This is a genomic window from Parafrankia sp. BMG5.11 (genome assembly GCF_004337455.1).
In genome coordinates, this window is record NZ_SJXI01000001.1 from 80,779 (window position 1) to 106,678 (window position 25,900).

Sequence of the window (25,900 nt, forward strand, 5' to 3'; positions counted from 1 at the left end):
TTCGCCGGCTACGCCCTGGCCAAGTCGGTCACGCCCGAATCCGGGTGATCGTCGGGCAATTTGAAATAGCGGCCCAACAGCAGCTCGACGATGCCCAGTTGCAGCTTGAGTTCGGGCGCGACCGGTGTGCCGGCGGTCAGCTGCTGCTTCAGCTCGGCGATCGACTCGTCGCCCAGCGTGACGTGCAGATCGGCGATCGCCGCCTTCGTTGTAACCACCCGGCGATCCGCTTCGGGGCGATCGATTTCCAGCGCCTCGAACGCGCGCAACGTGGCGCAGCGGTAAGTGCGGCAGGCGAGCGGCCGGTCGGGATAGACGGTGCACAACGTGCCGCTAAGCTGGACGCACCGCAGGGGAAAGACCCGGTCACCGTCGACCTCCGTCACCGAAAACCCCAGGGCCAGCAGGCGCTCGTCCTCGCCCTCGTACACCACCGCCCGGTTGAACAGCGTGCCCGAGCAGCAGATGCCGCAAGCAACGCACAGGTGTTCGCTCTGGCTCGCGGCAACGCTCATCGGCTCAGCGTATAGGCGGCGCGTGGCAGCGCAACGGACAATTGCCGCGGCATGGCTAACGCGAAATTAACCACCTTGGGCGATGCTTCGATCGTTACAGGGGGATTGCAGCCATGGCTGTCACAAATGCCGCTTCGCTGACCATTTCGGAAATGCGCGAATTCGCCAGCTTCACCGCGAGCGAACAGCGTTACATTCGCCGCAGTCTCGACATCGGGCTGGGGCGCCAGGACGCCTTCAAGCTATGGGCGCGGAGCGCCGACGAATGCGCCGCCATCCGCAGCCAGTACGTCGTTTATCAGGATCTGAAGCTGCTGCGCACCCGGGTGCCGTGCGAAACGGCATTCGAGGGGGTGGAAAGCTTCATCGGCAAACTGACCCGTGTGGCCGCGTTTGACCTTGGGCAGGAGCGGATCGACTGCTTTTCCGCGTTCCGGTTCCTGTATGAGCGCCTGCTGGGCGCCGAGGCGCGGCCGTGGCTGCCCAGCGCATTCTGCGCCGCGAGCGCGCTGCCGCAAATCCGCCCCGAGCGGCGCAAGATGCTGCTGCAGTCGCTGAGCGAAGCCGCCGCGACCGCCCCCGCCTGGAGCAACCGCGCGCCGAGCTTCTACCCGGAATACATCGAGCGCGAGGCGGCTTGAGAAAAGTCGCTTAACCTTTTGCTGCGACGATCGATAGGATGAGCGCGCCGATCCCGCAGTCCGCATTTGGTCTCAGCAGCGATGATCCGATTTTAGTCACTGCCACGTTGTGGCGCGGGGCCATGGTCGACCGGTTTGCGCAGATCGAGTTTTTCATCGATCGCTCGCTGGCACGCTGCGTGGCCGCCAGTATCGTACCGAAAGGTTCGGACGCGATCTTGCCGCGTCAGCGCTGCAAGCTGCTGCTCAAGGCGCTTAGCCACCCGAGGCTAGCTTCGAAGGCTGCACCAGCGCGCAAGTCGCTGCAGGCGGTCCACGCGGCTTGGGATGAGCGCAATGGGCTTTGCCATGGCCGGATCAGACCGACGGGCACCGCCGTTTCTCTTCACTGGACCCTGCACGAAAAAAGCGGAAGCAGCGAACGGACGGACCGGATTACTCCCACCGACATGCTCCGCAAGTTGAGCGAGCTCGATCGCTTGAAAACAGCCTTGGGAAGTCAGCTCGGCGCGATCGACAAGCTTTGCGAAGGCGCCGCGACCTAGCCCTTGTACAACCCATCCAGCCGCGCGCCGTAGCGTTCGCGGATCTTGTGGCGGCGGATCTTGAGGCTGGGGGTCATTTCCTCGTTATCGGTGGTGAACGGCTCGTCGGCGAAGGCGAACTGGCGGACCTTTTCGATCACCGACAGCTCCTTGTTCGTGCGATCGACCGCGGCGCGCACCGCGCTGCGAAACGCGGGGAGGTCCTGCAGCGCCTTGAAATCGAACTTCTCGCCGTTGGCCTTGGCCCACTCCATCGTCCATTCCGCGTCGGGCACGATCAGGCCGACGAGGTACGGGCGCTTGTCGCCGCTGACCATCGCCTGCGCGATCTCCGGCTGCAGCGTCAGCATGCCCTCGACCTTCTGCGGCGCGACGTTGTCGCCCTTGTCGTTGACGATCATGTCCTTCTTGCGGTCGGTGATCACGATCCGCCCGCCTTCGTCGAGATGGCCGATGTCCCCCGTGTGCAGCCAGACGCCGCCCGCGGGGTCCTGCGCATCGGGCTGCAGCGCCTTGTCGGTCTCCGCCTTGTTGCGCCAGTACCCGTGCATCACGAGTTCCCCGCGCACCAGGATCTCGCCATCGTCGGCGATCCGCACTTCCACCCCGCGCAGCGGCGGGCCGACCGTGTCCATCTTGATGCCGGCCCGGGGCCGGTTGCAGCTGATCACCGGGCCCGCTTCGGTCTGGCCATATCCCTGCAACAGGGTGAGGCCCATCGCGGTGAAAAAGGTGCCGACTTCCGGGTTGAGCGGGGCGCCGCCCGAAACCATCGCCTTCATCCGCCCGCCAAAGCGCGCACGGATCTTGGGGCGCAGCAGCTTGTCGATGACGAGTTCGATCGGGCGATCGCGCAAGCGCGGCTTGGGCTGGGCGGCGATCTCCAGCGCGCGGGTCATCAGGTAGCTTGGCACCTTGCCCTGCTTCTCGACCACTTTCATGATGCGCGCGCGCAGCACCTCGAACAGTCGCGGGACGACCACCATCAGCGTCGGGCTGGTCTCCTCGATATTGCTGGCGAGCTTCTCCAGCCCTTCGGCATAATAGATCTGCGCCCCGGCGGCGATCGGCAGGTACTGCCCCCCGGTATGCTCGTACGCATGGCTCAGGGGCAGGAACGAGAGGAACCGTTCCTCCTCGCTGAGGCCGAAATCGACCTCCAGCACTTCGCCCGCGCCGGCGACGTTGCACAGAATCGCGCCGTGGTGCTGCAGCACGCCGCGCGGGGCGCCGCCGGTGCCGCTGGTGTAGATGATGCAGGCGGTGTCGCCGCGTCCGATGGAGGCGATGCGCGCCTGCACCGCGCGGCGGGCCTCGGCCGGGTCGCCTTCGAGCAGCGAACTCCACGGATGGCACGCGATCTGCCCGCCCTGATACTGGACCACGCCATCGATCGGGACGAGGATTTCCGCCATGCCGCTGCGCATCATCGCGGGGATCAGCGGCACCGACAGCTTCTGCGTCGAGACGATCACAGCCCGCGCGCCCGAATTATCCAGGATGTGCTGGTGATCGCGCTCGGTGTTGGTGACATAGGCCGGCACCGTGACGCAGCCGGCGGACATGATGGCAAGGTCGGCGATGCACCATTCCGGGCGGTTCTCCGACACCAGCGCCACGCGGTCGCCATCGTTCAGGCCCAGTCGGCGCAGGCTTTCCGCCAGCAGGCACACCTTGTCCGCGACCTCTCCCCAGGTCTGCGTGCGCCATTCGCCGCCGATCTTGGCGCCCAGGAACGGCTGCCCCGCACGCGCGTCCGCGCGCTTCAGGAACAGCTCCACGAGATTGTTGGCCGAATCGATATCGCTCAGCAGCAAGGTATTCGCTCCCAATCCCGGTCTGCCGCCGGATAAACTGCCGGCTTAAGCCGGGCCTGCACGACCGACAAGCCGCCTCACTCCGCTGTCCACGAACCCTCGCTGCGCGGATCGGCCGCGCCGATCCAGCGGCCGCCCACCCGCTTGGCGGCGTTGGCCTTGAAACCGGGCGGGCGCACCGCGACGGTGTGCCCCAGCGCATGGAGCTGATCGGCCATGCCGGCGAGTGCGGTGCCCTGTTCCAGATAAACCGTGTCGCCGGGGCTGAACAGCACCGGCAGCGCCAGCGCCGGTTGCGGCTCCATGCCAAAATCGAGCATCGCGATCAGGTTCTTGGCGGTCTGCACCGGGATCGTCGCGCCCCCCGCCGCGCCAACCGCGATCAGCAGGCGCCCCTGCGCATCGTACACCAGCGTCGGGCTCATCGAGCTGCGTGGCCGTTTGCCGCCTTCCACCCGGTTAGCGACCATCACGCCGTTCTTCGCCGGGGTCATGCTGAAATCGGTCAGCTCGTTGTTGAGGTAGAAGCCGCCGAACACCAGGCCCGAGCCGAACCCGCTCTCGATCGTGGAAGTATAGCTGACCGCGTTCCCCCACCGGTCCAGAGCAACGAAGTGCGAGGTGCCGTTCTCTTCGGGCTCGTCGCCATCGGCCAGGGCCAGCGCGCCGGGCACCGGACCCGCGGTGGGCGTCGGCATCGTGCGATCGGGCGCGATCAGCGCGCCGCGCGCGGCGAGGTATGCCGGGTCGGTCATTCCGGCGACGGGCACGAGGATGAAGTCGCTGTCGGCGGCGAACTTTTCGCGATCGGCGTAGGCGAGCCGCTGCGATTCGGCGAACAGGTGCCAGAAGGTCGGACTGTCGGGGCCGAGCGCGGCCAGATCGAACCGCTCAAGCTGCTTGAGAATCGCATAGACCGTGGTGGCGCCGGACGAAGGCGGGCCCATCCCGCAGATGCGATACGTGCGATAGGTGCCGCACACCGGCGGGCGCTCCTTCGCCTCGTACGCGGCGAGGTCGCCGGCATTCAGCGGGCGCGGGCGCGGGGTATCGGCGGCCACCTCGGCGGCGAGCGCGGCGGCTGCCGGCCCCTGGTAGAAGCTGTCCGCGCCCGCTTTCGCCAGCCGCTCCAGCGTGGCGGCGAGCGCCGGGTTGCGCACGGTGGTACCAACCGCCAGCGGCTGTCCGTCGGCGCCATAGAACAGCGCCCGGCCATCGGCATCGCGGGCACCGGTAGCGCGGCCGGAGGCAAGTGCTTCGCGGAAGCGCTCGGTGATCTGGAAACCGTCGCGCGACAGCGCGATCGCCGGCGCGAACAGCTTCGCCCAGCCAAGCCGGCCGTGCTCCCGGTGCGCCAGTTCGGCCAGGCGAAGATTGCCGGGAACGCCCACCGACAGCCCGCTCGCCTGCGCCTGGCCGAACGGCAGCGGCTTGCCATCGGGGCCAAGGAACCAGTCACCGGTCGCGCCCGCGGGGGCTTTCTCGCGGCCGTCGATGGTCTCCACTTCGCCCGCCGCATTGCCGTGCACATAGAATCCGCCGCCGCCGATGCCCGAGCTCTGCGGCTCAACCACCGTCAGCGCCAGCATCGTGGCGATCGCCGCGTCGGTTGCGCTGCCGCCCTGGCGCAGCATCGCCATGCCGGCTTCGACCGCGCGCGGATCGGCGGCGGACACCAGGCCGACGTCGGGCGCCAGCGGAGCGGCAGCCTGGGGGGCGGGAAGGGTGGCGCAGGCCGCGAGCAGCGGCAGCGCGGCGAGCATCGGGATAAAGCGGCGCAGCATGGCTGGCAGCGCTACTCCGTCCCGACCGCCTCCGCAATCGAAGCGAACCCGTCGCGGCGCATCAGGTGTTCCAGACCCCGGGTCATGCGGCGGGCGAGGCCGGGACCTTCGTACACCAGCGCGCTGTAAAGCTGCACCAGGCTGGCCCCGGCGCGAATGCGCTGCCAGGCCTGCTCCGCGCTGGCGATTCCGCCGACGCCGATCAGCGGCAGCTCGGCGCCCGCGATGGCGCGGAAGCGGCGCATCTGCGCCAGCGCCAGGTCGTGCAGCGGAGCGCCCGACAGCCCGCCGGTCTCGCCGGCGTCACGCGACGACAGGGTGGGCCGGGACACCGTGGTATTGGCGACGATCAGCGCGGCGATGCCGTGGTCCAGCGCGGCGCGGACGATCCGTTCGTGATCGCCGCCTGTCAGATCGGGCGCGACCTTCAGGAACACCGGCGGATCGCCCGCGCGCCGCTCGCCCGCAATGGCGGAGAGGAGCGCGGCCAGTTCCCCTTCCGCTTGCAGGTCGCGCAGACCCGGCGTGTTGGGGGAGCTGATGTTGATGGTCAGGTAATCGGCCAGCGGCGCGAACGTGCGGATGCCGGCCACGTAGTCCGCGATGCGGTCGGGCGTATCCTTGTTCGCGCCTACGTTGGCGCCGACCACCCCCACCCGGCGGCGCCGGGCGAGCCGCGCCACCGCCGCCTGCGCCCCGGCGTTGTTGAAACCCATCCGGTTGATGACCCCGCGGTCCTGCGTCAGCCGGAACAGGCGGGGGCGGGGATTGCCGGGCTGCGGGAATGGAGTGACCGAACCCACCTCGACAAACCCGAAACCCAGGCCCAGCATCGCGTCGGGCACCTCGGCGTTCTTGTCGAAACCCGCCGCCAGGCCGACCGGGTTGGGGAACCGTACGCCCGCGATCTCCGACCCCAGCGGGCCGTCAGCCGGCGGCGCGCGGTCCGGGGCCAGCCGCAGCGCCGCGATCGTCAGCCGGTGGGCGGTTTCGGGCTCGAGCGCGAACAGCGCGGGGGCGGCGAGGCGATAGAACACGCCGGAGGCTATGGCGCGGGCGGCATGGGCTGTCGAGCGCCCGGCAATCGTCCGGACCAGCGGGCGCGGCGGCTGTCGCTTTTATACAATCCCGCCGATGGGGAATCGGCTAGGCAGCGGGTGCGACCCGAAGGGCTCGAAGCTTGCGAGCGACGAGTTCCTTGACTTCAAGGCGGCTCCGGCACCAGCCGGGGCCGCTTTTTCGTGCGGCGCCGGACTCGTTACGCGAGCTTGAGGCCTTCCTTGTTCATCGCCTTGGCAAGCTCCGCGTTCTCCTGCGCGCTGAGGGCCGCGCGCAGCTTGGGGAAATGGTCGTTTTCTTCCTCCGCCATGTGCGTTTCGAGGTTGCCGCGCAGCGTGCGGGCGGTCTCCAGCCAGCGGGCGTCGTCCTTGGGCATCATCGTCAGGTCGAACAGCAGCTGCTTCACGACGCCGTGATCCTCGTTGAGGTGCTGCGCCTGCTCCAGCAGGCCGCGCTGGCGCATCGTCGCATACACCACGTTCTCTTCCTGGAAGGCATGCTTGCCGATGATGTGCTTGATCTGCATCAGGTGGAATGACCGGCGCGCGGTGTCGTCGCTGGACGTTTTCTCCAGCAAGTCGAACACCGCCAGCGTCGCCTTATGCTCGGCGGCGAGCGCCTCGTCCCATTCGCCCTTGAGCATGGTCGGCGCCTGCACCGCCAGCTTGCGCGCGGGGTTGGCGAGCAGGCCCAGCATCAGCCCGGCGCCGCCTGCCAGCAGCATCATCAGCGGATTTGCGTCGCGGTCGAGATCGGCCATCGTGAGTCTCCTGAATGTACTTGGCCAACGCCACCTTCCACGCACCGTTCCGATGATTCACTGCGAACGACTCGCAAGAAAGCGACGTGTGTTGAAAGACTTGGCCGGCAGGCCTAGGTAATCGGAGCAATCCCGTCCGATTAGAGGTTTTCGCCGCTTCATGCGCCTGTCCAATCTTGCCGATTACGCCGTCGTTACGATGGGCGCCGCGGCGCGCCATTGCGGCGGCGGGCGCACCAGCGCGGCCGAACTCGCCGCCGAGACCGGGCTGCCCGCGCCGACCGTCGCCAAGCTGGTCAGCCGGCTGAGCGCGGCGGGCCTGCTGCGCTCGGTGCGCGGAGCGGGCGGCGGGCTACAACTCGCGCGTCCGGCAGCGGCGATCACGCTGGCCGACATCGTCGAGGCGGTCGAGGGGCCGATCGCATTGAGCGCCTGCAGCGACGGCGGCGAGTGCGCGATCGACCAGACCTGCGCGGTGCGGCCCCATTGGCCGGTGGTCAACCAGGCGCTGCGCGGCGCGCTCGCCAGCGTCAGCCTCGTCCAACTGAGCCGGGAGCCGGCGGCATGAGCGACAACGTGCTTCTCCAGGATCAGGCCGCGCACGACGCCGCCGCCCGCGCGGCGGACTACGAGCACGGCTGGTCCGCCGACATCGAGACCGAATTCGCGCCCAAGGGCCTGTCCGAAGATACCGTCCGTTATATCTCCGCCAAGAAGGACGAGCCGGAATGGATGCTCGACTGGCGGCTGAAGGCGTTCCGGTTGTGGCAGACGATGGCGGAGCCCGACTGGGCCAAGCTCGGCTACCCGCCGATCGACTACCAGGACGCGTATTACTACGCCGCGCCGAAGAAGAAGCCGGAACTGGAATCGCTCGACGAGCTCGATCCCGAGATTAAGGCGGTCTACGACAAGCTCGGCATCCCGATCGGGGAGCAGGAAGTGCTCGCGGGCGTGCGCAAGGTCGCGGTCGACGCGGTGTTCGACAGCGTCAGCGTGGCGACCAGCTTCCGCGCCGAACTGGAGCGCGCCGGGGTCATCTTCCGCTCGATCAGCGAGGCGATCCGCGAATATCCCGATCAGGTCAGGAAGTGGCTCGGCAAGGTGGTGCCGCAGCGCGACAACTACTTCGCCACCTTGAACAGCGCGGTCTTTTCAGACGGGACGTTCGTTTACATCCCCGAAGGCGTGCGCTGCCCGATGGAGCTGTCCACCTATTTCCGCATCAATGCGGAGAACACCGGCCAGTTCGAACGCACGCTGATCATCGCGGAGAAGGGCAGCTACGTCAGCTATCTCGAAGGCTGCACCGCGCCGATGCGCGACGAGAACCAGCTCCACGCCGCGGTGGTCGAGCTGGTCGCGATGGACGATGCCGAGATCAAGTATTCGACCGTGCAGAACTGGTACCCCGGCAACGCCGAGGGCGTGGGCGGGATCTTCAACTTCGTCACCAAGCGCGGGCTGTGCCAGGGCGCGCGCAGCAAGATCAGCTGGACCCAGGTCGAGACCGGCAGCGCGGTGACGTGGAAGTACCCGAGCTGCGTGCTCAATGGCGAGAGCTCTGTGGGCGAGTTCTACTCGGTCGCGGTGACCAACAACCACCAGCAGGCCGACACCGGGACCAAGATGATCCACAACGGGGCGAACACCCGCTCGACGATCATCTCCAAGGGCATTTCGGCGGGGAAGAGCAACAACACTTATCGCGGCCTCGTCCGCATGGGTCCGAATGCGGAGAACGCGCGCAACTTCACCCAGTGCGATTCGCTGCTGCTCGGCAGCCTCAGCGGCGCGCACACCGTGCCCTACATCGAGGTCAAGAATCCCACCGCGCAGATCGAGCATGAGGCGACCACCAGCAAGATCAGCGACGACCAGCTGTTCTACGCGCAGCAGCGCGGGCTGGGCACGGAAGAAGCTGTGGCGCTGATCGTCAACGGCTTCGCCAAGGACGTGATGAAACAGCTGCCGATGGAGTTTGCGGTCGAGGCGCAGAAGCTGCTGGCGATCTCGCTCGAGGGAAGCGTGGGATGACCGACCGCAAGACCCTCCAGCTTCGCTCGCCGGAAGAATCCGCCGACGCCGCGCCCGTCATCAAGAAGAAGGGCCGCGGGTGGGAGATTTCCGACAAGCGGCTCGATGCGCTGCACGACCGCGCGCGCGACATGCGGCGGCACTCGACCCCGGCGCACAAGGCGCTGGCCGAACGGTTCGCCAAGGCCGACCTCGGCAAATACAAGTTCACCCGCCACGCGGTGATCGGCAGCGCGATCGTCGATTTCGGCTGCCCGATGCTCGGCATGGCGGTGTCGATCGACGAGGAGGGGGTGGACCCCGCCATCGCCCAGCGCCGCGACAAGAGCCTCAACGCGGTCGGCATCCGCGTGATGCGGATCAAGGCGAGCGACATCCTCGAAGACATGGACGCCGTGCTCGCGCGGATCACCGCCGGCATGAAGATGCGCATAAACGACAAGCGGACCCGTGCGCGCGAGCATGCCGCTGCCAATCCCGATCAGGACTGGTCGCGTCCCGCCCGCACACCATCACGCGGACCCCGCGACGATCGGAAACCGCGATGACCCGGATCCTGGCTATCGCCGCGCTCGCGCTCGGTCTTGCCGCACCCGCCGGCGCGCAGGACGCGCTGGGCGACAAGCTTGCCGAATCGCGCTTGCGCGGGTGCCTGCTGGCGGGCGCGTCGGGCACCGGGCAGACTCAGCTTGAAGCCGCGGTGATCCAGACCCGGGCGTACTGCGGCGCCCAGATCGGCCGCGTGCAGGCGCTGCGCATCGCCGCTGCCACGCGCGGTCTTTCAGGCAATGACGCGCAAGCGGCCAAGACCCGCGCGATCCGCGACTTGAACACCGAGATCGCGCAGGCGGTCGCCAACTTCACCGGACTGACACCCTGACATGCTCAAGATCGACAATCTCCACGCCACTGTCGCCGACAAGCCGATCCTGCAGGGCCTTGGCCTCGAAGTGGGCGCGGGCGAGGTGCACGCGATCATGGGGCCCAACGGCGCGGGCAAGTCGACGCTCGCCTATACGCTGGGCGGACGTCCCGGATACGAGGTGACCGGCGGATCGGTCACGTTCCAGGGCCAGGACCTGCTTGCCCTCGAACCGCACGAACGCGCCGCCGCCGGCCTGTTCCTGGGTTTCCAGTACCCGGTCGAGATTCCCGGCGTCAGCAACGTCCAGTTCCTGCGCGAGGCGCTCAATGCCCAGCGCGCCGCGCGCGGGGAAGAGCAGCTGACCGGCGGCGAGTTCCTGAAGCTGGCGGAAGAAAAGGCCGGCCTGCTGCGGATGGACATGGACATGCTGAAGCGGCCGGTGAACGTCGGCTTTTCGGGCGGCGAGAAGAAGCGCGCCGAGATGGTCCAGATGGGCATCCTCGATCCCGCGTTCGCTGTGCTCGACGAAACCGACAGCGGGCTCGACATCGATGCGCTGCGGATCGTCGGCGACGGGATCAATGCCATCATGCGCGCGCCCGGCAAGGGCGTGCTGCTGATCACCCACTACCAGCGGCTGCTCGATTACGTGAAGCCGGACCGGGTCCACGTGCTCGCCAGGGGGCGGATCGTCGCCTCGGGCGGGCCGGAACTGGCGCACCAGCTCGAAAGCGAAGGCTACGAAAGCGTGGCCGGGGCGGTGGCGGCATGAGCTGGCTCGCACCCCTCCTGCTGATCGCGGCGCAGGCCACCGCAGCGGCTGCGCCGGCGCCAACTCCGCGGGAGATCGACCCCAAGGTCGCGGCGCAAGTGCCGATCATCGCCGGCAAGCTGGAACAGTGGCAGGGCACCTGGGGCGTGGTTGGCAGCAAGCTCGCGTGCCGAACCACCCGGTCGAGCGGCGACGAGGAAATCGACGCGCTCGGCTGCGCCTCGACGATCGCCTGCGTGAAGACCGAACTGCCGGCGCTCAAGGCGATTGCCGACGGCGCGGGCACCGAAGCCGACAAGCAGCGCCGGATGGGCGAGAAGCTCGCCACCCTCCAGCCGTGCATGCGCGAACACCGCGGTCATGGGATCGCCGAACTGGCGGTGAAGCGGGGGCGGGGATGACGCTCGCCGTGCGTCCCACCACCCGCGACGAGGACTGGCGCTATGCCGATGCGGGCGAACTCGCGGCGCTGGAACCGGCCGCGCTCGACGCCTGGCACGACACCACGCTGGCGCCGGGCGAGGTGCGGGGCAAGGACCTGATCCTGGATGATGCGCATCCCGGCATCCACCGCGTCCGCCTGCACGTCGGCGCGGGCGCGCGGGCCGAGCTGTTCGCGGTGCTGTCGGCGTCTGCCTACACCCGGCTGGAAGTCGAGGTGACGCTGGCCGAAGGCGCGCATTTTGAACTGGGCGGGGTGACCATCGGCGGCGGCAACGTGGTGCGCGAGATCGTCACCCGGGTGAACCACGCGCATCCCAACGCCACCAGCAACCAGGTGGTGCGCGCCGTGCACTGGGACGCCGCCACCGGCAACTTCCTCGGCCGGCTGATGGTCGCCCGCGATGCGCAGAAGACCGATGCCGCGCAAAGCTTCAAGGCGCTGCTGCTCACCCGCGGCGCGAGCGCCAATGCCAAGCCCGAGCTGGAGATCTTCGCCGACGACGTGAAGTGCGCCCACGGCGCCGCGATCGGACAGCTCGACCAGGCAGCGGCCTATTACATGGCTGCGCGCGGGCTGCCGCCCGAACTGGCGCGCAAGCTGCTGGTGCAGGCGTTCGTCGCCGACGCCTTCGTGGCGCGGGCCGAATCCGACGCGCTGCTCGATGCGGCATTGGACGCGCTCGCGGCTTCGGGAGGAGACGCGCGATGAACGTGATGAGCGCCATCAGCCGCAAGGCGGAGTTCCCCGGTCTCGTTGGCGCGGACGGCCAGCCGTGGCACTATCTCGATACCGCCGCCACCGCGCAGAAGCCGCAAATGGTGATCGATGCGATGAGCCGCGCACTGGGCGCCGACTACGCTACGGTCCACCGCGGCGTGTACTCCCGCTCGGCGCAGATGACCTTGGGCTACGAAGCGGCCCGGCGCCGGGTCGCCGCGTTCATCGGTGGGCGGGAAGACGAACTCGTGTTCACCCGCGGCGCGACCGAGGCGATCAACCTCGTCGCCTACAGCTATCCCGACAAGCGCCGGGTGCTGCTCAGCCAGTTGGAGCATCACTCCAACATCGTGCCCTGGCAGCTCGCCGGTTGGCAGGTCGACGTCTGCCCGCTGACCACCGACGGCCGGATCGATCTCGACGCGGTCGAGGCCATGCTCACCCCCGATCACACGATGGTCGCGCTGGCGCATGTCTCCAACGTGCTCGGCAGCGTTCTCGATGCGCGGCGCGCGGCCGACCTCGCGCACTCGGTCGGCGCGAAGCTGCTGCTCGACGGGTGCCAGGCGGTGCCGCGGATGCCGGTCGATGTCGCCGCACTCGACTGCGACTTCTACGCGTTCTCGGCGCACAAGCTTTATGGCCCGACCGGGATCGGCGCACTGTGGGGTCGGGCCGAACTGCTCGATGCGCTGCCGCCGTGGCAGGGCGGCGGGTCGATGATCGACCGGGTCACGTTCGAACGCACCACCTATGCCCTCCCGCCGCAGCGGTTCGAAGCCGGAACACCGGCGATCGTCGAGGCGATCGGATTCGCCGCGGCGTGCGATTATGTCGATTCGATCGAGGTTGCATCGATTGTACGGCACGAAGCGGACCTGGTGGCGGCCTTGCGCGGTGCGCTCGCGCCCATGAGCGACGTCACCCTGTTCGGGCCCGAAGACAGCGCCGGCATCGTCAGTTTCGCGCTTCAAGGGGTGCATCCGCACGATCTCGGCACAATATTGGATGAGGAAAACGTCGCTATCCGCGCCGGGCACCACTGCGCGCAGCCGTTGATGGATACGCTCGGCGTGCCCGCCACGGCCCGGGCAAGCTTCGGGCTTTACAGTGACCAGGCCGATGTCGCTGCCCTGGTTCGAGGGATCGAGCGGGCCCGGCGCATTTTCGCATGACTCAGGATCTTCGCATGACCGACCAGCCCAAGTTCGAAATCGAGGAAGTGGATGCCGTCCCCGCCCCGCCGCGCGCCTCGGTCGAAGACGCCGAAACCCCGCGCGATACCTTCGAGCGCAAGCGGGATTATCTCGAAGGATTCCTCGCGCAGAAACCGCAGGTGGCACATGCCGGAGAGCCTGGCGGCGACCTGTACGAGAACGTCGTCGAGGCCCTGAAGGAAATCTACGACCCGGAAATCCCGGTGAACATCTATGACCTGGGCCTGATCTACGGCGTCGATGTGACCTCCGACGGCGAGGCCAAGGTGACGATGACGCTCACCACCCCGCACTGTCCGGTTGCCGAAACCATGCCGGGCGAAGTCGAGCTGCGCGTTGGCGCGGTGCCCGGGGTGCGCGATGCGGAAGTGCTGCTGGTGTGGGACCCGCCGTGGGGCCCGGACAAGATGACCGACGAGGCGCGGCTCGAACTGGGGATGCTGTGATGACCACGACGTTGCGCGAACGACCCGCCGCGGTCCTGCTGACCCCCGCTGCCGAGGCGCGGATCGCTGAACTGATGAGCAAGGCGCCGGCCGATGCGATCGGGGTGAAGCTGTCGACCCCGCGCCGCGGATGCTCGGGCCTCGCCTACTCGGTCGACTATGTGACCGAAGAAGCCAAGTTCGACGAGAAGATCGTTACCCCCGGCGGCACGTTCTACATCGACGGGGCCAGCGTGCTGTACCTGATCGGCAGCACGATGGACTGGGTGGAGGACGATTTCACCGCCGGCTTCCAGTTCGCCAACCCCAACGCCAAGGGCGCGTGCGGGTGCGGCGAAAGCTTCATGGTGTAATCTGCCGGGGCCGCGTCCCGACCCTATGCCGGACCGGAATCATAGCGCAGCGCCCCGCTCGAGTTCGGCGACTAGCGCTTCAACGCTTTGACGCAGGCCGCCCGGTCGACATCAAGCCCGTCGCTAGAGCGGCGGGCATCGACGTACGTTGCCTTGGGCGCGGCTCCGGGGGCGGGCGGGTAGAGATAGACGTCGAGCACGCAGGCTTCGCTGCCGAATTGCAGCTTGCGCGCGTCGCCTTCCCAGACATCGAGCCGCGGGACGCCGAACTGGCGCTGAAGCCCCGCGCTGTCGGCGCCGATCACCCCTTCCAGGCCGGGCAGGTTCATCACCCGTGCCGGGCGGAAGCCGCCTGTGGCCGGCGCCGCCGGTCGCGTCGCGGGCACCGCTGCGGCTCGTACGGGCGCGGCCGCGGGGGCGGAGGACACTCTCGCTCCGGTCGTGGGGGCACACGCGCCGAGCGCCGCGATCGCCAGTAGCGGCCAGGCTTTCATCCGCGCATCCTCCGCCCATGTACGAGATGCGTGGCGGCGGCGGCACCGATGACGGGCGCGAGCAGATTGGCGAACGGGATAAGCAGCATGCCCGCGACGATCCCGCCGAGCGCCAGGCGTGTCAAGGCGCCGAGCGGCGGGGCGGTGGCGGCACTCGGCTGATGGCGCAGCCATACCATGTCCATCAGTTCGCGCCCGAGAAGCCAGGCGTTGACCGCCCAGAACAGCAGGGCGGTGCCGACCCCCGTCACCAGCAGCAGCAGCGCGACCGGCAACGCCATCAGGTTGACCAGAACCGCGCGGATCAAACCCGATGCCGCGTTGCGGGCGTCTTGGGCAAACGACAGCTGGCGCGCGGTCCTCGCCGCATCGGGGTAATATCGGGCTTCGACCGCCAGGACCACTTCATCGGCGAAGAACTGCAAGACCGCCAAGGCCACGACGCGGAACAGCAGCCAGCCGCCGATGATCGCCAGGACAATGCCGATCAACCCGCCGATCTCACCATAACCCGCCGCGTAATTCTCGATCAGGGTGGCAGCGCCGCGCCACGCGGCCACGGCAAACGCGGCGAAGATCGCCAGCGTTATCGCCATGCTCTTCGCCAGCACCGCGAGCACCCGGCGGTCGCCGATCTGCCCCAGCGCGCGGGCAAAGGCTGCAGGAACGCCGATCATCGCTGCCTGCCCTACCGCGTCGCTGCTTGAGAGCAAGTGCTGCGAACTCAACGCCCCTGGCGCCCCGGCCCATAGCGCTTGGCGCGAGGGCCGCCACCCGCTAGGCGCGCGGCGACCGAGAACGCGAAGGAATTGAAGTGCCCGAAACCCGTTACGACGTGATCGCCATCGGCAACGCCATCGTGGACATCATGGCGCCGAGCGACGATGCGACGATCGAGCGACTGTCGCTCAACAAGGGCGGGATGACGCTGGTCGACGCCGATGGCGCGCGGCGGCTGTACGAGGCGATGGGCCCGGCGCGCGAGATATCGGGCGGCAGCGCGGCCAACACCTTGGCGGGGCTGGCGGCGCTCGGCGCGCAATGCGCGTTCATCGGGCAAGTCGCCGACGATCAGTTTGGCCGGGTGTTCGCACACGACATCCGCGCGGGCGGAATCGCGTTCGACACTCCTGCGCGCGAGGCCGAGCCCCCCACCGCACAGTGCCTGATCTTCGTCACGCCCGATGCCCAGCGGACCATGAACACGTTCCTGGGCGCGAGCCAGTTCCTGCCCGCGGCCGCGCTCGACGAGGCGGCCATCGCGGCGGCGAAGGTGCTGTATCTCGAAGGGTACCTATGGGATCCCGAAGAACCCCGCGCGGCGATGCGCCGGGCGATCGACGCCGCGCGTTCGGCCGGACGCGAGGTTGCCTTCACCTTGAGCGAGGTGTTCGTGATCGACCGCCACGGTGACGATTTCCGCAGCCTGATCGCCGATGGGCTGATCGACGTACTGTTCGCCAACCACACCGAACTCGCCGCGCTGACCGGCGAGAGCGAGTTGGAAGCCGGACTGGCCGCGCTGCAGGACAAGGTGCCGACGCTGGTCGTGACCTGCGGCGCCGAAGGTGCGGTCGCGCTCAAGGGTGGCGAACGGGCGCAGGTGCCATCAGTCGCCACCACGATCGTCGACACCACCGGCGCGGGCGACCTGTTCGCTTCCGGCTTCCTCTACGGCCATGTGAACGGTGAGCCGCTGGAACGCTGCCTGCAGCGCGGCGCGGTCTGCGCGGCGGAGATCATCAGCCACTACGGCGCCCGGCCCGAGGCGAATCTCAAGGCGCTGATGACGAAGCAGCTGGGCTAGGGCGTCACGCGGTGGTGGTCTCCAAGATCACTCGGACAGTTTCCTCCGGTTCGTCCCATAGCGGGAAGTGTCCGCTATGCTCGAACCAGTGAAGCCGCGCTGAAGGGAAAGCCGCCAGCGCCCGCTCGGCCTGACCGGGCCAGCACAGGCGATCGTGGCGGCCCCAGCCGATCGTGATCGCGCCGCTGCTGGACGACGCCGGACCTTCTTGCATCGGCGCTGCGGCGAGATCGTTGACGAGCTGCGTGAACGTGCGAGTGCTGGCGTAGCTGTCGAGCTCGTCAGCGACCATTTCACCGTCGAGCTCCCAAGGGTGCGCGGACAGTTGGGCAAGCAGCATCGAGCGGGTGACAGGGCTATGCGCCATCGGCTTGCGCATCCCGCCCAGACCCCGCAGCAAGTACACGGAGGCGAGCAGCGTGGTCTGCAGGTAATGTCGCTCCCACCCCATCCAGAAGCCGCCGGGATCGAGCGCCACCACCGCTCCCGCATGACCGCGCCGCGCCATTTCCAGCACCAGCCGGCCACCCAGCGAACTGCCGACCATATCCACCGACTGAAAGCCCTGGCTCACCAGGTACTCCGCCAGACTGTCAGCCAAGCCGGCGAACGTGTCGCTGCCGGGCGTGGCGGGGGTCTGCCCGTGTCCTGGAAGGTCGATTGCGATCACCTTTCGCTCGGCGGCGAGCGACGGCACGATCTTCCGCCAGGTCGTGTGGTTGCTGCCAATCCCGTGGACCAGCAGGAGCGACCGTCCTTCGCCGTGGGTGATGGTGTGCAACGCTTGATCCGATCCTGCTGTGCGTCCGGCTTACGTGACCCAATCCTGGCAGAGCCGCTTTGCTCCGGATCAGTCGGTCTTCTCGCGTTCCACTTCGCGCCAGCCGATGTCGCGGCGGCAGAATAGATCGGGTGCGTCGACCGCGCCGATGGCGGAATAGGCTCGGGCCTGCGCTTCGGCGACGGTGGTTCCGGTGGCGGTGACGTTGAGGACCCGGCCGCCGCTGGCGACAAGCTCGCCGTCCTGCAGCGCGGTGCCGGCGTGGAAGACCTTGGCACCCTCCGCCTCGGCGTCGCCCAGCGTGATCGCGCCGCCCCTGGTGGGCGTGTCTGGGTAACCGTCGGCGGCCATGACCACCGTTAGGGCCACGTCCTGCGCCATGTTCACCGGGGGCGCGGCCGCCAGCCGGTTCTCGGCGCAGGCGAGCAGCAGTCCGCCCAGATCGTCCTCCAGCCGCACCATCAGTACCTGGCATTCGGGGTCGCCAAACCGGCAGTTGTATTCGATGAGCTTGGGCCCCTCGCTCGTCAGCATCAGCCCGGCGAACAGCACGCCTGAATAGGGCGCCCCGATGTCGGCCATCGCGCGGACAGTCGGCAGGATGATCCGCTCCAGCACCTCGCCCTCCAGCAGCGGCGTCAGCACGCGCGCCGGGCTGTAAGCCCCCATGCCGCCGGTGTTGGGGCCGGTATCGGCATCGCCCACGCGCTTGTGGTCCTGCGCGCTGCCGAACGAGAGCACCGATGCGCCGTCGGTCAGCGCGAAGAAGCTCACTTCCTCGCCGGTCATGAACTCCTCGATCACCACTTCCGCGCCCGCGGTGCCGAACTGTCCGCCGAACATGTCGGCGAGCGCGTCCTCGGCGTCGGCGCGGCTTTCGGCGATCACCACGCCCTTGCCCGCGGCCAGGCCATCGGCCTTGAGCACGAACGGCGGCGCGAAGCCGTCCAGCGCGGCGCGGGCTTCGTCGAGCGAGCGAGCGTGCACGTACCCGGCGGTCGGAATGCCTGCCCGTCGGCACAGCTTCTTGGTGAAGCTCTTGCTCCCCTCCAGCCGCGCCGCCTGCGCGGACGGACCGAACACCGCCACGCCCGCGGCGCGCAATGTATCGGCCAGGCCATCGACCAGCGGCGCCTCGGGGCCGATCACCACCAGCCCGACGCGCTGGTCGTTGCAGAAGCGCACCACGCTCGCATGATCCGTGAGCAGCAGTTCGACCAGCTCTGCGTGGTCGGCGATCCCCGGGTTGCCCGGCGCGGCGTAGAGCCTATCTTCAGGACCGGCGAGCAGGCGCGATTGGGCCAGCTTCCAGGCCAGCGCATGTTCGCGTCCGCCGCCGCCTAGCAGAAGGATGTTCATGCCCGCTCCCGATTTCCTTGAAGAAAGTGGTGGGCTGGTAGCGAAGGGCCGGGCCGGGGACAACGCCGAGCCGCTGTCGGTCAGCGAACTCGCCGGCATGCTCAAGCGCACGGTCGAGGACCGCTTCGGTTTCGTCCGCCTGCGCGGCGAGCTGTCGGGGGTGAAGCGCGCCGCCTCGGGCCACCTCTATTGCTGCCTCAAGGACGAGGGCGCGGTGATCGACGGCGTGATGTGGCGCGGTCCCGCCGCCGCGCTGGCGTTCCGGCCAGAGGACGGGCTGGAGGTGGTCGCCAGCGGCAAGCTGACGACGTACCCGGGCCGCTCCAAGTATCAGGTGGTGATCGAGAAGCTGGAACTGGCCGGCGAGGGCGCGCTGCTCGCGCTGCTGGAGAAATTGCGGTTGCGGCTGGCGGCGGAGGGGTTGTTCGCGCCCGAGCGCAAGCGGCCGCTGCCGTTTTTGCCCGCCACCATCGGCGTGGTCACATCCCCCACCGGAGCGGTGATCCGCGACATTCTCCACCGCCTTGCCGACCGCTTCCCCAGCCGGGTGCTGGTGTGGCCGGTACTCGTCCAGGGGCAGGGCGCCGCCGAACAGGTGGCTGCCGCGGTGCGCGGGTTTTCCGCCCTGCCGGAAGGCCATCCGCTGCGGCCGGACCTGGTGATCGTGGCGCGTGGGGGCGGTTCGATCGAAGACTTGTGGAGTTTCAACGAAGAAGCGGTCGTGCGGGCGATCGCGGAATGCTCCATACCGACCATCAGCGCGGTGGGGCACGAGACCGATACCACGCTAGCCGATCACGCCGCCGACCGCCGCGCCCCCACGCCAACCGCCGCGGCCGAAATCGCGGTGCCGGTATTGCGCGAACTGAGCGCCACGCTGGCCGATTTCGCCCACCGCAAGCAGCGCTGTGCGCTGCGCCCGGTCGACCTGGGGCGCGAACGGCTGGAAGCGCGCGCCAAGCGCCTGCCGCAGCCACAGGTGCTGCTCGCACCTCAAGCGCAGAAGCTCGACGATCTCGCGGATCGGCTCCGGCGCGGATTGCGCGACCGGGCGGCACATGGTCGCGAGCGGCTGGCGCGCCTGCCGCTAAACCGCTCCGTGCTCGATCGCGCGGCGCGCGATGCGCAAACGCGACTGGGACACGCGCGTCTGTCGCCCGCCTTGCTCACCACCAGGATGGACCGCGAGCGGGCACAGGTCGTCGCTTCGGGCAGGCTGCTGGCATCCTTCGATCCCCGCGCGCCGCTTACGCGGGGCTTTGCACTGGTGCGGGATGCGGACGGCAAGCTGATGCGTTCGCGGGACGATGCCGCGCGGTCGCCCGCCCTCGCCGTGGAGTTCGCGGACGGCACGCTCGAGGTCGCCCCGCTAAGCGGCATGCAGCGCAAGCCGCGACCCGTCGCGCCGGCGAAACGGTCAGTGGCATCCAGCGCGCAAGACGATTTGTTCGGGTGAAGGCTAAGTGATAGGACTTCAGGCATGCTGATGAAATCGGGCGAACAGGCCGCGCAACTGATCTACGGACCCAACGGATTCAGGGTGATGCGCCCCGGCAGTCACGTGGTCTGCGCGGTCACCGGCGAGGCGATCCCGCTCGAAGGACTGCGGTACTGGAGCGTCGAGCGGCAGGAAGCCTACGCCAACCCGGAAGTGGCCACCCGCCGTCTGCTGAAGTGATCCGCGCCGCCCCCTCTCTCGCGGCGGCGCTGACGCTGACAGCTTGTACCGCGAGCGATACCGCGCCTGAACGCCGCGCCCGCGTCCACCCCCGTCGTCCAGCCGGTCCGCACGTCCGCGCCAGCTGCCGCACCGGTGATCAGCGGTCCGGCCACCTTCGTGTTCGACGGTCAGCTGACTCAGGGCGGCTGGATTCGCGGACAAGCGCCCGGCGGGACGCGCAGCGCAGCGCTGAATGGCGAACCGCTGGCACTCGATGCGCAAGGTCGCTTCTTCGCCGCGTTCGATCGCGATGCAGCATCGAGCGCGGTGCTGTCGGCGCGGCTGGCCGATGGCCGGGAGGTGACGAGCCCGCTCGCGATCACGCCGCGCGAATGGGAGATCGAACGGGTCAACGTGGCCCGCGCGCCCGGCGGAGTGACCGAGGCCTTTCTGGCGCGGCGCCGCCTGGAACTGGCCCGGATCGGGGCGGCACGGGACCGCAACAGCCCCAGCGACGGCTGGCGGCAGAGCTTCATCTGGCCGGTTCAGGGCCGCATCTCTGGCCGGTTCGGCTCGCAGCGGATCTATCGCGGTGAGCCGGCGGCGTATCATTCCGGGCTAGACATCGCCCCCGGTGCGGGCGCGGCTTATGTCGCGCCGGCGGACGGGGTGGTGGTGCTGGCAGCGCAATCGCCCTTCTCGCTGGAGGGCAATCTGCTGATCATCGACCACGGCATGGGCCTCAACAGCGCGTTCCTGCATTCGCAGAGCCTGGCGGTGAGTGAAGGACAATCCGTCAAGCAGGGCCAGCTGCTCGGCACTGTCGGCGCCACCGGTCGCGCGACGGGGCCGCACCTCCACTGGTCGATCAAGTGGCGCGACGCGCGACTTGATCCGCTGCTGTTCCTGCCGCCTCGCTGAAGCGCACGAAAAAGCGCGCCGAAGCCGAAGCTCCAGCGCGCATTTTCGAAATCCTCGAAGGATCAGGCGGCGGCTTGCGCGGCCTTTTTCAGTTCGCGCTTCACCTTCAACGCGGTGGTCGACAGCTTCTCGTCGCTGGTCTTGAGCAGCCAGGCATCGAGCCCGCCGTTGTGCTCCACCGAACGCAGACCGTGCGTCGACACGCGGAACTTGAAGCTGCGGTCGAGCTTCTCGCTCATCAGCGTCACGTTCTGCAGGTTCGGCAGAAAGGTCTTCTTGGTCTTGTTGTTGGCGTGGCTCACATTGTGGCCGACCTGACGGCCTTTGCCGGTGAGTTCGCAAATACGCGACATGACAAATCTCTTCGCAAGAATGGGTTCGGCGGTGCCGGGAAAGGCGCGCGCTTAGCTAAGCCCTCGCGAATCGTCAAGCGTATCCCTAGGCAGGCGCAATGAACCGGTGGCCCTTGCCTGACCCGATGAAGCGCGCGCTCGCCCTTGCGCGGGAAGCGGCGGACGCCGGTGAAGTGCCGATCGGTGCGGTCGTGGTCAAGGACGGGCGGGTGATCGGCGAAGGACGCAACGCGCCGCGCGGCGACCATGACCCGACCGCGCATGCAGAGATCGTGGCGATCCGCGCTGCCGCGCGGACGCTCGGCGACGAACGGCTGACGGCCTGCGAACTGTTCGTCACGCTGGAGCCGTGTGCGATGTGCGCCGGCGCGATCGTCCATGCGCGGCTGGCGCGGGTAACCTATGCCGCGCCCGATCCCAAGGGCGGCGCGGTCGCTCATGGGGCGCGGGTGTTCGATCATCCCCAGTGCCTGCACCGGCCGGAGGTGGTCTGCGGGATCGGCGAGGGCGAGGCGGCGGGTATGCTGCGCGAATTCTTCCGCGCCCGCCGCTAAAGCCCGCGCCAGATCCTGACCGGCGCGCGGTCTGGCGGGCCCAGGCGGCGGCCGCAGGGCGCCGGCATGAAGCGTCTGTCGTAACACAGCCGCAGCTCTTCCAGCCAGCCACGCTGGTTGAGCTTCACCCCCACGGCATCGGCGCGCCAGCCCGGGTTGGCGGCGGCGAAGCGGCGGCGGATCAGGCCGACGTTCAGCTCTGGGTCCTTGGACAACTGATCGAAATCGGGCAGCCGCAGCCCCTGATAGAGGATCCGGGTGACTTTGGCATAGGCGGCCGGGGTGCGGACCATGCACGCACCGTGCTTGGCCCATTGCCGCCCTTGCAGCCGCGCCGATGGGCTAATGCAGAGATTGGCGCGGATGTCCGCGGGGGAGGGCTTGCGGGTCGTGGGGCACCACTGCGGCCAGTTGCTGCGCCCCTGCGGCCACAGTCCGTGCACCACCAGGCCGAAGCGGCCGTTGGCGCCGGAGCACTGGACCGCGTCGGCTGCGCGCCGTTCGCGCCCCTTGCAGAACTCGGGCGCCCAGCTCAGCGCCAGGACATAGCCGGTCACCGGCATCCGGCGCGCCGGGCCATCGGGCCGCACGTTCGGAACCGCTACCCTGGCGGGAACACGGCACTGATACGCCTGCGCGGCCGCCGGGAACGGGCTCACCGCCACGAAGAGGACCGCGCTAACCGCTAAGTGCCGCATCGCGCCCCCTGGAATGGTCGAACCAGCGCCGCGCGCCGGCGAGAAACAGGCACCCGACCGCGACCAGTGCCGCGAGCCTGGCGAGGATGCTGGCGGCAAAGTCGACGTCCGCGCCGAGCAAGCGCGGAAACGCGGAGACGATGCCCCACGCGTTTACCAGTGCCATGGCCAGGAGCAGCCAACGGGCAAACGGAGCCGCGACAAACCACACCAAGCACAAGGTGATCGCAGCGATCGACAGTTGCGCGGACAGCACAACGATCGCCGTGTCGGACGAGACGGCAAAGCCTGGCAGACGCGTCGCCAATGCCACTCGGGTTTCCTCAAGGGCCACAAGCCCGTGGGCAAAGATCAGCAGGGCCGCGCCGAGGTATATGACCGCGAACGCCCGGATCGCCCCCGGCCGTGGGCCCTGGCGCCACCTCACAACGCGGTGAAATCGAGCCCGATGTCCACCGCGGGCGCGCTCTGGGTCAGCCGCCCGACGGAAACGAAATCGACGCCGGTCGCCGCTTTCGCCTTGATGGTGTCGAGGTTGATCCCGCCGCTCGCTTCGGTGGGCACGCGGCCAGCGACGATGCGCACGGCTTCGCGCAAGGTGGCCGGCGCCATGTTGTCGAGCAGCAGGCGAGTGGCCCCGGCTGCCAGCGCCGGCTCGATCTGCTCGACCCGGTCGACCTCGCAGATGATCTCGCGCACCCCGGCGGCGACCGCGCGGCGCACCGCATCACCCACGCTGCCGGCGACCAGTACATGGTTGTCCTTGATCATCGCCGCATCCCACAGGCCCATGCGGTGGTTGGCGCCGCCGCCCATCCGCACCGCGTACTTTTCAAGGTGACGCAGGCCCGGAATGGTCTTCCGCGTATCGAGCAGGGTGCAGTGGGGATTGTCCATCGCGCGCACGTAGGCGCGGGTCAGCGTGGCGACCCCGGACAGGTGCTGCACGATATTGAGCGCGCTGCGTTCGGCGGTCAGCATCGCCCGGGCGTTTCCTTCCAGCCGCAGCAGGTCGGTGCCGGGGGAGACGTCCTGCCCGTCTTCCACCAGCCGTTCGACGATCATTCCGGGGTCGAGCGCGCGGAAGAACGCCTCGGCCGCCGGCAACCCGGCGACGACGATCGGATCGCGGCTGTCCATGACGCCGGCAAAGCGCGCATCGGCCGGGATCACGCTTTCGCTGGTGACATCGCGCCCGCCGCCCGGCAGCCCTTCGCCCAGATCCTCCGCCAGCGTCTCGCGGACGAAACGGTCGAGGTCGAAGCCGGGAAGCGACCAGGCATCAGTGGACAAAGCGCGCCACCACGTCGCGGTAAGACCGGCTCACTTTCACTTCCGCGCCGCTGTCGAGCACTAGGAAGCACTCGCCATTGGTGTGCGGCTTCACCTGGCGGACGAGGTTGAGGTTCACGATGGTGGAGCGGTGGACGCGCTGGAAGGTGCGCGGATCGAGCCGGCGCTCCAGGTCCTTCATCGTTTCGCGCAGGATCAGGCTGTTGTCGCCGGTGTAAATGCACATGTAGTCGCCGGCAGCCTCGATATGTTCGATGGAATCGATCTCCACCCGGAAGATCTGCCCGCGGTCCTTGATGTTGATCAGCTTTTCGTAGCGATCGGCGCTGTCAGCCGGGGCCTCGTCGCCGGCAGCGAATTCCTCCGCCGCGTCGGGCGCCACCTCGCTCAGCACGTTCTTGAGCTTTTCGGCTTCTTCCGCGCTGCGCTTTTCGGCCAGCCGCTGGCGCACCCGCTCGATCGTGTCGGCCAGCTTGTCCTCGTCCACCGGCTTCATCAGGTAATTGACCGCGTTCGCCTCGAAAGCGCGGATCGCGTGTTCCTCGAACGCGGTCACGAACACGAACAGCGGCGGCTCGATCTCCATCACGCCCTTCACCACGCTGAACCCGTCGAAGCCGGGCATCTGGATGTCGAGAAAAACGAGGTCGGGTTTCTCGGTCTTGATCGAGCGGATCGCCTCGCGCCCGTTGGCGCAGGTGCCGATCACCTCGACATCGTCGAACTTGTCGAGGCGCAGCTGCAGGCCCTGGATGGCCAGCTTCTCGTCATCGACGAGCAGAGTGCGGATGGTCATGCGGCAGTGTTTCCAATCGAAAGCGCCGGCGGCTCAGGGGCGAGCGCGGCGGGGGCGGCAGGCGGCCGTTCGACCGCCTGGGATTCGCGGCGGTGAGCGGGTTCGTAGGGAATTTCGATGATGACGGTGAAACCGCCTTCCGGCGGATTGCGGATTTCGAAGCGGTGATCCTCGCCATAGGCTTGTTGCAGGCGGTCGCGGATGTTGGCCAGGCCGACGCCGGTCGACACGGTCCGGCCCACACCGGCGAGCGAGGCCACGCTGGCTCCGCCGCCGCCTTCGCGCAATCCCGGCCCGCTGTCGGACACGGCGACCCGCAGCCGCCGTCCGACGAGTTGCGCGGTGAGCGAGATGGAAGCGCCTTCCTCCTGCGGGCTGACCGCGTACTTGATCGCGTTCTCCACCAGCGGCTGCAGCAGCATCGACGGCAGGCAGGCGTTCGCCGCCTCCGGCTCGATCTGGAAATCGGTGCGCAGGCGTTCTTCGAATCGCATCCGCTCGATGCCAAGATAGAGGTTCAGGGTCTCCACTTCCTGCGCGATGGTCACCTTGCTGCCCGGCTCGCTCACCAGCGTATGGCGCAGGAACGCGCTCAGGCGGGTGAGCATCGCATTCGCGGGCTCGGTCTGCTTGAGCAGCACCAGCGTGGAAATCGAATTGAGCGTATTGAACAGGAAGTGCGGGTTCAGCTGGTAGCGCAGCATGGCGAGCTGCGCGCTGGTCGCCTGCGCTTCCAGCCGCTCCAGACGGTCAGCCTGTTCCTCCACGGTCAGGAAGAAGTTGATGGCATAATACAGCGCCGACCAGGCGCCGATCAGCGTGCCGTCGAGGAACGCCAGGCCGACGATCCGCTGAGCGAAGGTTGTCTCGCGGCTGCCTGAGAAATAGATCCCCTGCAGCCAGGCGTCGACCGCGGCGTAGAACCCGACCGCTACCGCCAGCGTGACTGCCGTCATGCCCCAGGTGACCAGCGCGGTGCGTTGCATCAGGTGGCGATAGATCACCGACAGCACCAGGCTGATCGCGAACCCGGTGACCACCTGCACCAGGATGATCAGCAGCAGGTCCCACGGCGCTTCGTTCGCGAATGCGGACACCGCGCGCAGCGCGAACACACCGCCCCAGCCCGCGAACTGCAGGTTCCAGAAGGCTGCGTTCTTGTTGTCGAAGAACGGTGCCGGGCGGAAAGGCAGCTTGACCATTCGCGTTGG

The 25,900-nt window shown here is 68.2% G+C and carries 32 protein-coding genes; 17 read left to right on the forward strand and 15 right to left on the reverse strand.

The features are described from left to right. Positions 1-8 precede the first annotated feature (8 nt). Complete coding sequence (locus E0504_RS00445) at positions 9-515, reverse strand: YkgJ family cysteine cluster protein (RefSeq protein ID WP_131620855.1); 507 nt, start codon at positions 513-515, stop codon at positions 9-11. A 113-nt stretch (positions 516-628) separates the two neighbouring features. Between E0504_RS00445 and E0504_RS00450 the strand changes: the two genes are divergently transcribed. Beyond that, complete coding sequence (locus E0504_RS00450; RefSeq protein WP_131620857.1) at positions 629-1,156, forward strand: hypothetical protein; 528 nt, start codon at positions 629-631, stop codon at positions 1,154-1,156. 38 nt (positions 1,157-1,194) lie between these two features. Next, positions 1,195-1,701, forward strand: coding sequence for a hypothetical protein (locus tag E0504_RS00455; protein WP_131620859.1), 507 nt, complete (start codon positions 1,195-1,197; stop codon positions 1,699-1,701). Here the strand turns inward: E0504_RS00455 and E0504_RS00460 are convergent. The 4 genes from E0504_RS00460 to E0504_RS00475 all read right to left on the reverse strand — a co-directional run bounded on the left by E0504_RS00460 (position 1,698) and on the right by E0504_RS00475 (position 7,121). Beyond that, positions 1,698-3,518: a long-chain fatty acid--CoA ligase gene (locus E0504_RS00460; RefSeq protein WP_131620861.1), complete on the reverse strand. Its 1,821-nt coding sequence runs from the start codon at positions 3,516-3,518 to the stop codon at positions 1,698-1,700. The two genes, E0504_RS00455 and E0504_RS00460, sit on opposite strands and share 4 nt — an antisense overlap. 77 nt (positions 3,519-3,595) lie before the next feature. Beyond that, positions 3,596-5,302 (reverse strand): gamma-glutamyltransferase, encoded by a 1,707-nt coding sequence (ggt, locus tag E0504_RS00465; protein ID WP_131620863.1) that lies wholly within the window; start codon positions 5,300-5,302, stop codon positions 3,596-3,598. 11 nt (positions 5,303-5,313) lie between these two features. Further along, positions 5,314-6,339, reverse strand: coding sequence for a quinone-dependent dihydroorotate dehydrogenase (locus tag E0504_RS00470; protein ID WP_131620865.1), 1,026 nt, complete (start codon positions 6,337-6,339; stop codon positions 5,314-5,316). Positions 6,340-6,560: 221 nt separating this feature from the next. Beyond that, positions 6,561-7,121, reverse strand: a complete 561-nt coding sequence (locus tag E0504_RS00475) for a hemerythrin domain-containing protein (RefSeq protein ID WP_207912040.1) — start codon at positions 7,119-7,121, stop codon at positions 6,561-6,563. Positions 7,122-7,281: 160 nt separating this feature from the next. Here E0504_RS00475 and E0504_RS00480 point away from each other — a divergent pair, with 160 nt between their 5' ends. From E0504_RS00480 to E0504_RS00525, 10 genes are read left to right on the forward strand one after another with little or no spacing between them, the layout of a single operon-like run. After that, a complete protein-coding gene (locus E0504_RS00480; protein ID WP_131620867.1) occupies positions 7,282-7,689 on the forward strand; it encodes an SUF system Fe-S cluster assembly regulator in 408 nt (135 codons plus the stop codon). After that, positions 7,686-9,158, forward strand: a complete 1,473-nt coding sequence (gene sufB, locus E0504_RS00485; protein ID WP_131620869.1) for a Fe-S cluster assembly protein SufB — start codon at positions 7,686-7,688, stop codon at positions 9,156-9,158. Before E0504_RS00480 ends, sufB begins: the two co-directional genes overlap by 4 nt. Next, entirely contained in the window at positions 9,155-9,706 is a 552-nt protein-coding gene (locus E0504_RS00490) for an endonuclease domain-containing protein (protein WP_131620871.1), read from the forward strand. Before sufB ends, E0504_RS00490 begins: the two co-directional genes overlap by 4 nt. Next, positions 9,703-10,038, forward strand: coding sequence for a hypothetical protein (locus E0504_RS00495; protein ID WP_131620873.1), 336 nt, complete (start codon positions 9,703-9,705; stop codon positions 10,036-10,038). Before E0504_RS00490 ends, E0504_RS00495 begins: the two co-directional genes overlap by 4 nt. Position 10,039: 1 nt before the next feature. Further along, on the forward strand, positions 10,040-10,795 hold the full coding sequence (sufC, locus tag E0504_RS00500; protein ID WP_131620875.1) for a Fe-S cluster assembly ATPase SufC: 756 nt from the start codon (positions 10,040-10,042) through the stop codon (positions 10,793-10,795). After that, positions 10,792-11,196, forward strand: a complete 405-nt coding sequence (locus E0504_RS00505) for a hypothetical protein (RefSeq protein ID WP_131620877.1) — start codon at positions 10,792-10,794, stop codon at positions 11,194-11,196. Before sufC ends, E0504_RS00505 begins: the two co-directional genes overlap by 4 nt. Then, positions 11,193-11,948: a SufD family Fe-S cluster assembly protein gene (locus tag E0504_RS00510; protein WP_131620879.1), complete on the forward strand. Its 756-nt coding sequence runs from the start codon at positions 11,193-11,195 to the stop codon at positions 11,946-11,948. The genes E0504_RS00505 and E0504_RS00510 overlap by 4 nt, the downstream gene beginning before the upstream one ends. Further along, positions 11,945-13,132, forward strand: coding sequence for an aminotransferase class V-fold PLP-dependent enzyme (locus tag E0504_RS00515; RefSeq protein WP_131620881.1), 1,188 nt, complete (start codon positions 11,945-11,947; stop codon positions 13,130-13,132). The genes E0504_RS00510 and E0504_RS00515 overlap by 4 nt, the downstream gene beginning before the upstream one ends. A gap of 14 nt (positions 13,133-13,146) precedes the next feature. Beyond that, the gene (locus E0504_RS00520) at positions 13,147-13,620 is read left to right on the forward strand and encodes an SUF system Fe-S cluster assembly protein (RefSeq protein ID WP_131620883.1); all 474 of its coding nucleotides are present in this window, start codon (positions 13,147-13,149) and stop codon (positions 13,618-13,620) included. Beyond that, positions 13,620-13,973: an iron-sulfur cluster assembly accessory protein gene (locus E0504_RS00525; RefSeq protein WP_131620885.1), complete on the forward strand. Its 354-nt coding sequence runs from the start codon at positions 13,620-13,622 to the stop codon at positions 13,971-13,973. Before E0504_RS00520 ends, E0504_RS00525 begins: the two co-directional genes overlap by 1 nt. Before the next feature lie 71 nt (positions 13,974-14,044). Here E0504_RS00525 and E0504_RS00530 read toward each other — a convergent pair whose 3' ends face one another. Continuing rightward, on the reverse strand, positions 14,045-14,467 hold the full coding sequence (locus tag E0504_RS00530; protein WP_131620887.1) for a hypothetical protein: 423 nt from the start codon (positions 14,465-14,467) through the stop codon (positions 14,045-14,047). Continuing rightward, the gene (locus E0504_RS00535; protein WP_131620889.1) at positions 14,464-15,144 is read right to left on the reverse strand and encodes an EI24 domain-containing protein; all 681 of its coding nucleotides are present in this window, start codon (positions 15,142-15,144) and stop codon (positions 14,464-14,466) included. The genes E0504_RS00530 and E0504_RS00535 overlap by 4 nt, the downstream gene beginning before the upstream one ends. Before the next feature lie 137 nt (positions 15,145-15,281). On the opposite strand from E0504_RS00535, the gene E0504_RS00540 reads away from it, so the two are divergent. Further along, positions 15,282-16,274 (forward strand): adenosine kinase, encoded by a 993-nt coding sequence (locus E0504_RS00540; RefSeq protein ID WP_207912041.1) that lies wholly within the window; start codon positions 15,282-15,284, stop codon positions 16,272-16,274. Between the two features lie 4 nt (positions 16,275-16,278). Here E0504_RS00540 and E0504_RS00545 read toward each other — a convergent pair whose 3' ends face one another. Then, positions 16,279-17,055 carry an alpha/beta fold hydrolase gene (locus E0504_RS00545; RefSeq protein WP_131620891.1) on the reverse strand — a complete coding sequence of 259 codons (777 nt, stop codon included), beginning with the start codon at positions 17,053-17,055 and terminating at the stop codon, positions 16,279-16,281. Positions 17,056-17,124: 69 nt separating this feature from the next. Further along, positions 17,125-18,414, reverse strand: coding sequence for a phosphoribosylamine--glycine ligase (purD, locus tag E0504_RS00550; protein WP_131620893.1), 1,290 nt, complete (start codon positions 18,412-18,414; stop codon positions 17,125-17,127). Between purD and xseA the strand changes: the two genes are divergently transcribed. From xseA to E0504_RS00565, 3 genes are all read left to right on the forward strand, one after another. Beyond that, the gene (gene xseA, locus E0504_RS00555) at positions 18,413-19,870 is read left to right on the forward strand and encodes an exodeoxyribonuclease VII large subunit (RefSeq protein ID WP_131620895.1); all 1,458 of its coding nucleotides are present in this window, start codon (positions 18,413-18,415) and stop codon (positions 19,868-19,870) included. The genes purD and xseA overlap by 2 nt on opposite strands. A 24-nt stretch (positions 19,871-19,894) precedes the next feature. Beyond that, positions 19,895-20,092 (forward strand): DUF2093 domain-containing protein, encoded by a 198-nt coding sequence (locus tag E0504_RS00560; protein ID WP_131620897.1) that lies wholly within the window; start codon positions 19,895-19,897, stop codon positions 20,090-20,092. Positions 20,093-20,227: 135 nt separating this feature from the next. Continuing rightward, positions 20,228-20,995 carry a M23 family metallopeptidase gene (locus tag E0504_RS00565; protein ID WP_207912042.1) on the forward strand — a complete coding sequence of 256 codons (768 nt, stop codon included), beginning with the start codon at positions 20,228-20,230 and terminating at the stop codon, positions 20,993-20,995. Positions 20,996-21,057: 62 nt separating this feature from the next. Here E0504_RS00565 and rpmB read toward each other — a convergent pair whose 3' ends face one another. Continuing rightward, entirely contained in the window at positions 21,058-21,348 is a 291-nt protein-coding gene (gene rpmB / locus E0504_RS00570; protein WP_131620901.1) for a 50S ribosomal protein L28, read from the reverse strand. A gap of 98 nt (positions 21,349-21,446) precedes the next feature. On the opposite strand from rpmB, the gene tadA reads away from it, so the two are divergent. Continuing rightward, a complete protein-coding gene (gene tadA, locus E0504_RS00575) occupies positions 21,447-21,902 on the forward strand; it encodes a tRNA adenosine(34) deaminase TadA (protein WP_131620902.1) in 456 nt (151 codons plus the stop codon). On the opposite strand, the gene E0504_RS00580 is transcribed toward tadA, so the two are convergent. From E0504_RS00580 to E0504_RS00600, 5 genes are all read right to left on the reverse strand, one after another. Then, positions 21,899-22,567 carry a hypothetical protein gene (locus E0504_RS00580; protein ID WP_207912044.1) on the reverse strand — a complete coding sequence of 223 codons (669 nt, stop codon included), beginning with the start codon at positions 22,565-22,567 and terminating at the stop codon, positions 21,899-21,901. The two genes, tadA and E0504_RS00580, sit on opposite strands and share 4 nt — an antisense overlap. A gap of 13 nt (positions 22,568-22,580) precedes the next feature. Next, positions 22,581-22,913 carry a hypothetical protein gene (locus E0504_RS00585; RefSeq protein WP_131620906.1) on the reverse strand — a complete coding sequence of 111 codons (333 nt, stop codon included), beginning with the start codon at positions 22,911-22,913 and terminating at the stop codon, positions 22,581-22,583. Between the two features lie 110 nt (positions 22,914-23,023). Beyond that, a complete protein-coding gene (nadC, locus tag E0504_RS00590; RefSeq protein WP_131620908.1) occupies positions 23,024-23,893 on the reverse strand; it encodes a carboxylating nicotinate-nucleotide diphosphorylase in 870 nt (289 codons plus the stop codon). Beyond that, positions 23,883-24,689 carry a LytTR family DNA-binding domain-containing protein gene (locus E0504_RS00595; protein ID WP_131620910.1) on the reverse strand — a complete coding sequence of 269 codons (807 nt, stop codon included), beginning with the start codon at positions 24,687-24,689 and terminating at the stop codon, positions 23,883-23,885. The genes nadC and E0504_RS00595 overlap by 11 nt, the downstream gene beginning before the upstream one ends. Then, on the reverse strand, positions 24,686-25,891 hold the full coding sequence (locus E0504_RS00600; protein ID WP_131620912.1) for a sensor histidine kinase: 1,206 nt from the start codon (positions 25,889-25,891) through the stop codon (positions 24,686-24,688). The genes E0504_RS00595 and E0504_RS00600 overlap by 4 nt, the downstream gene beginning before the upstream one ends. Positions 25,892-25,900 lie beyond the last annotated feature (9 nt).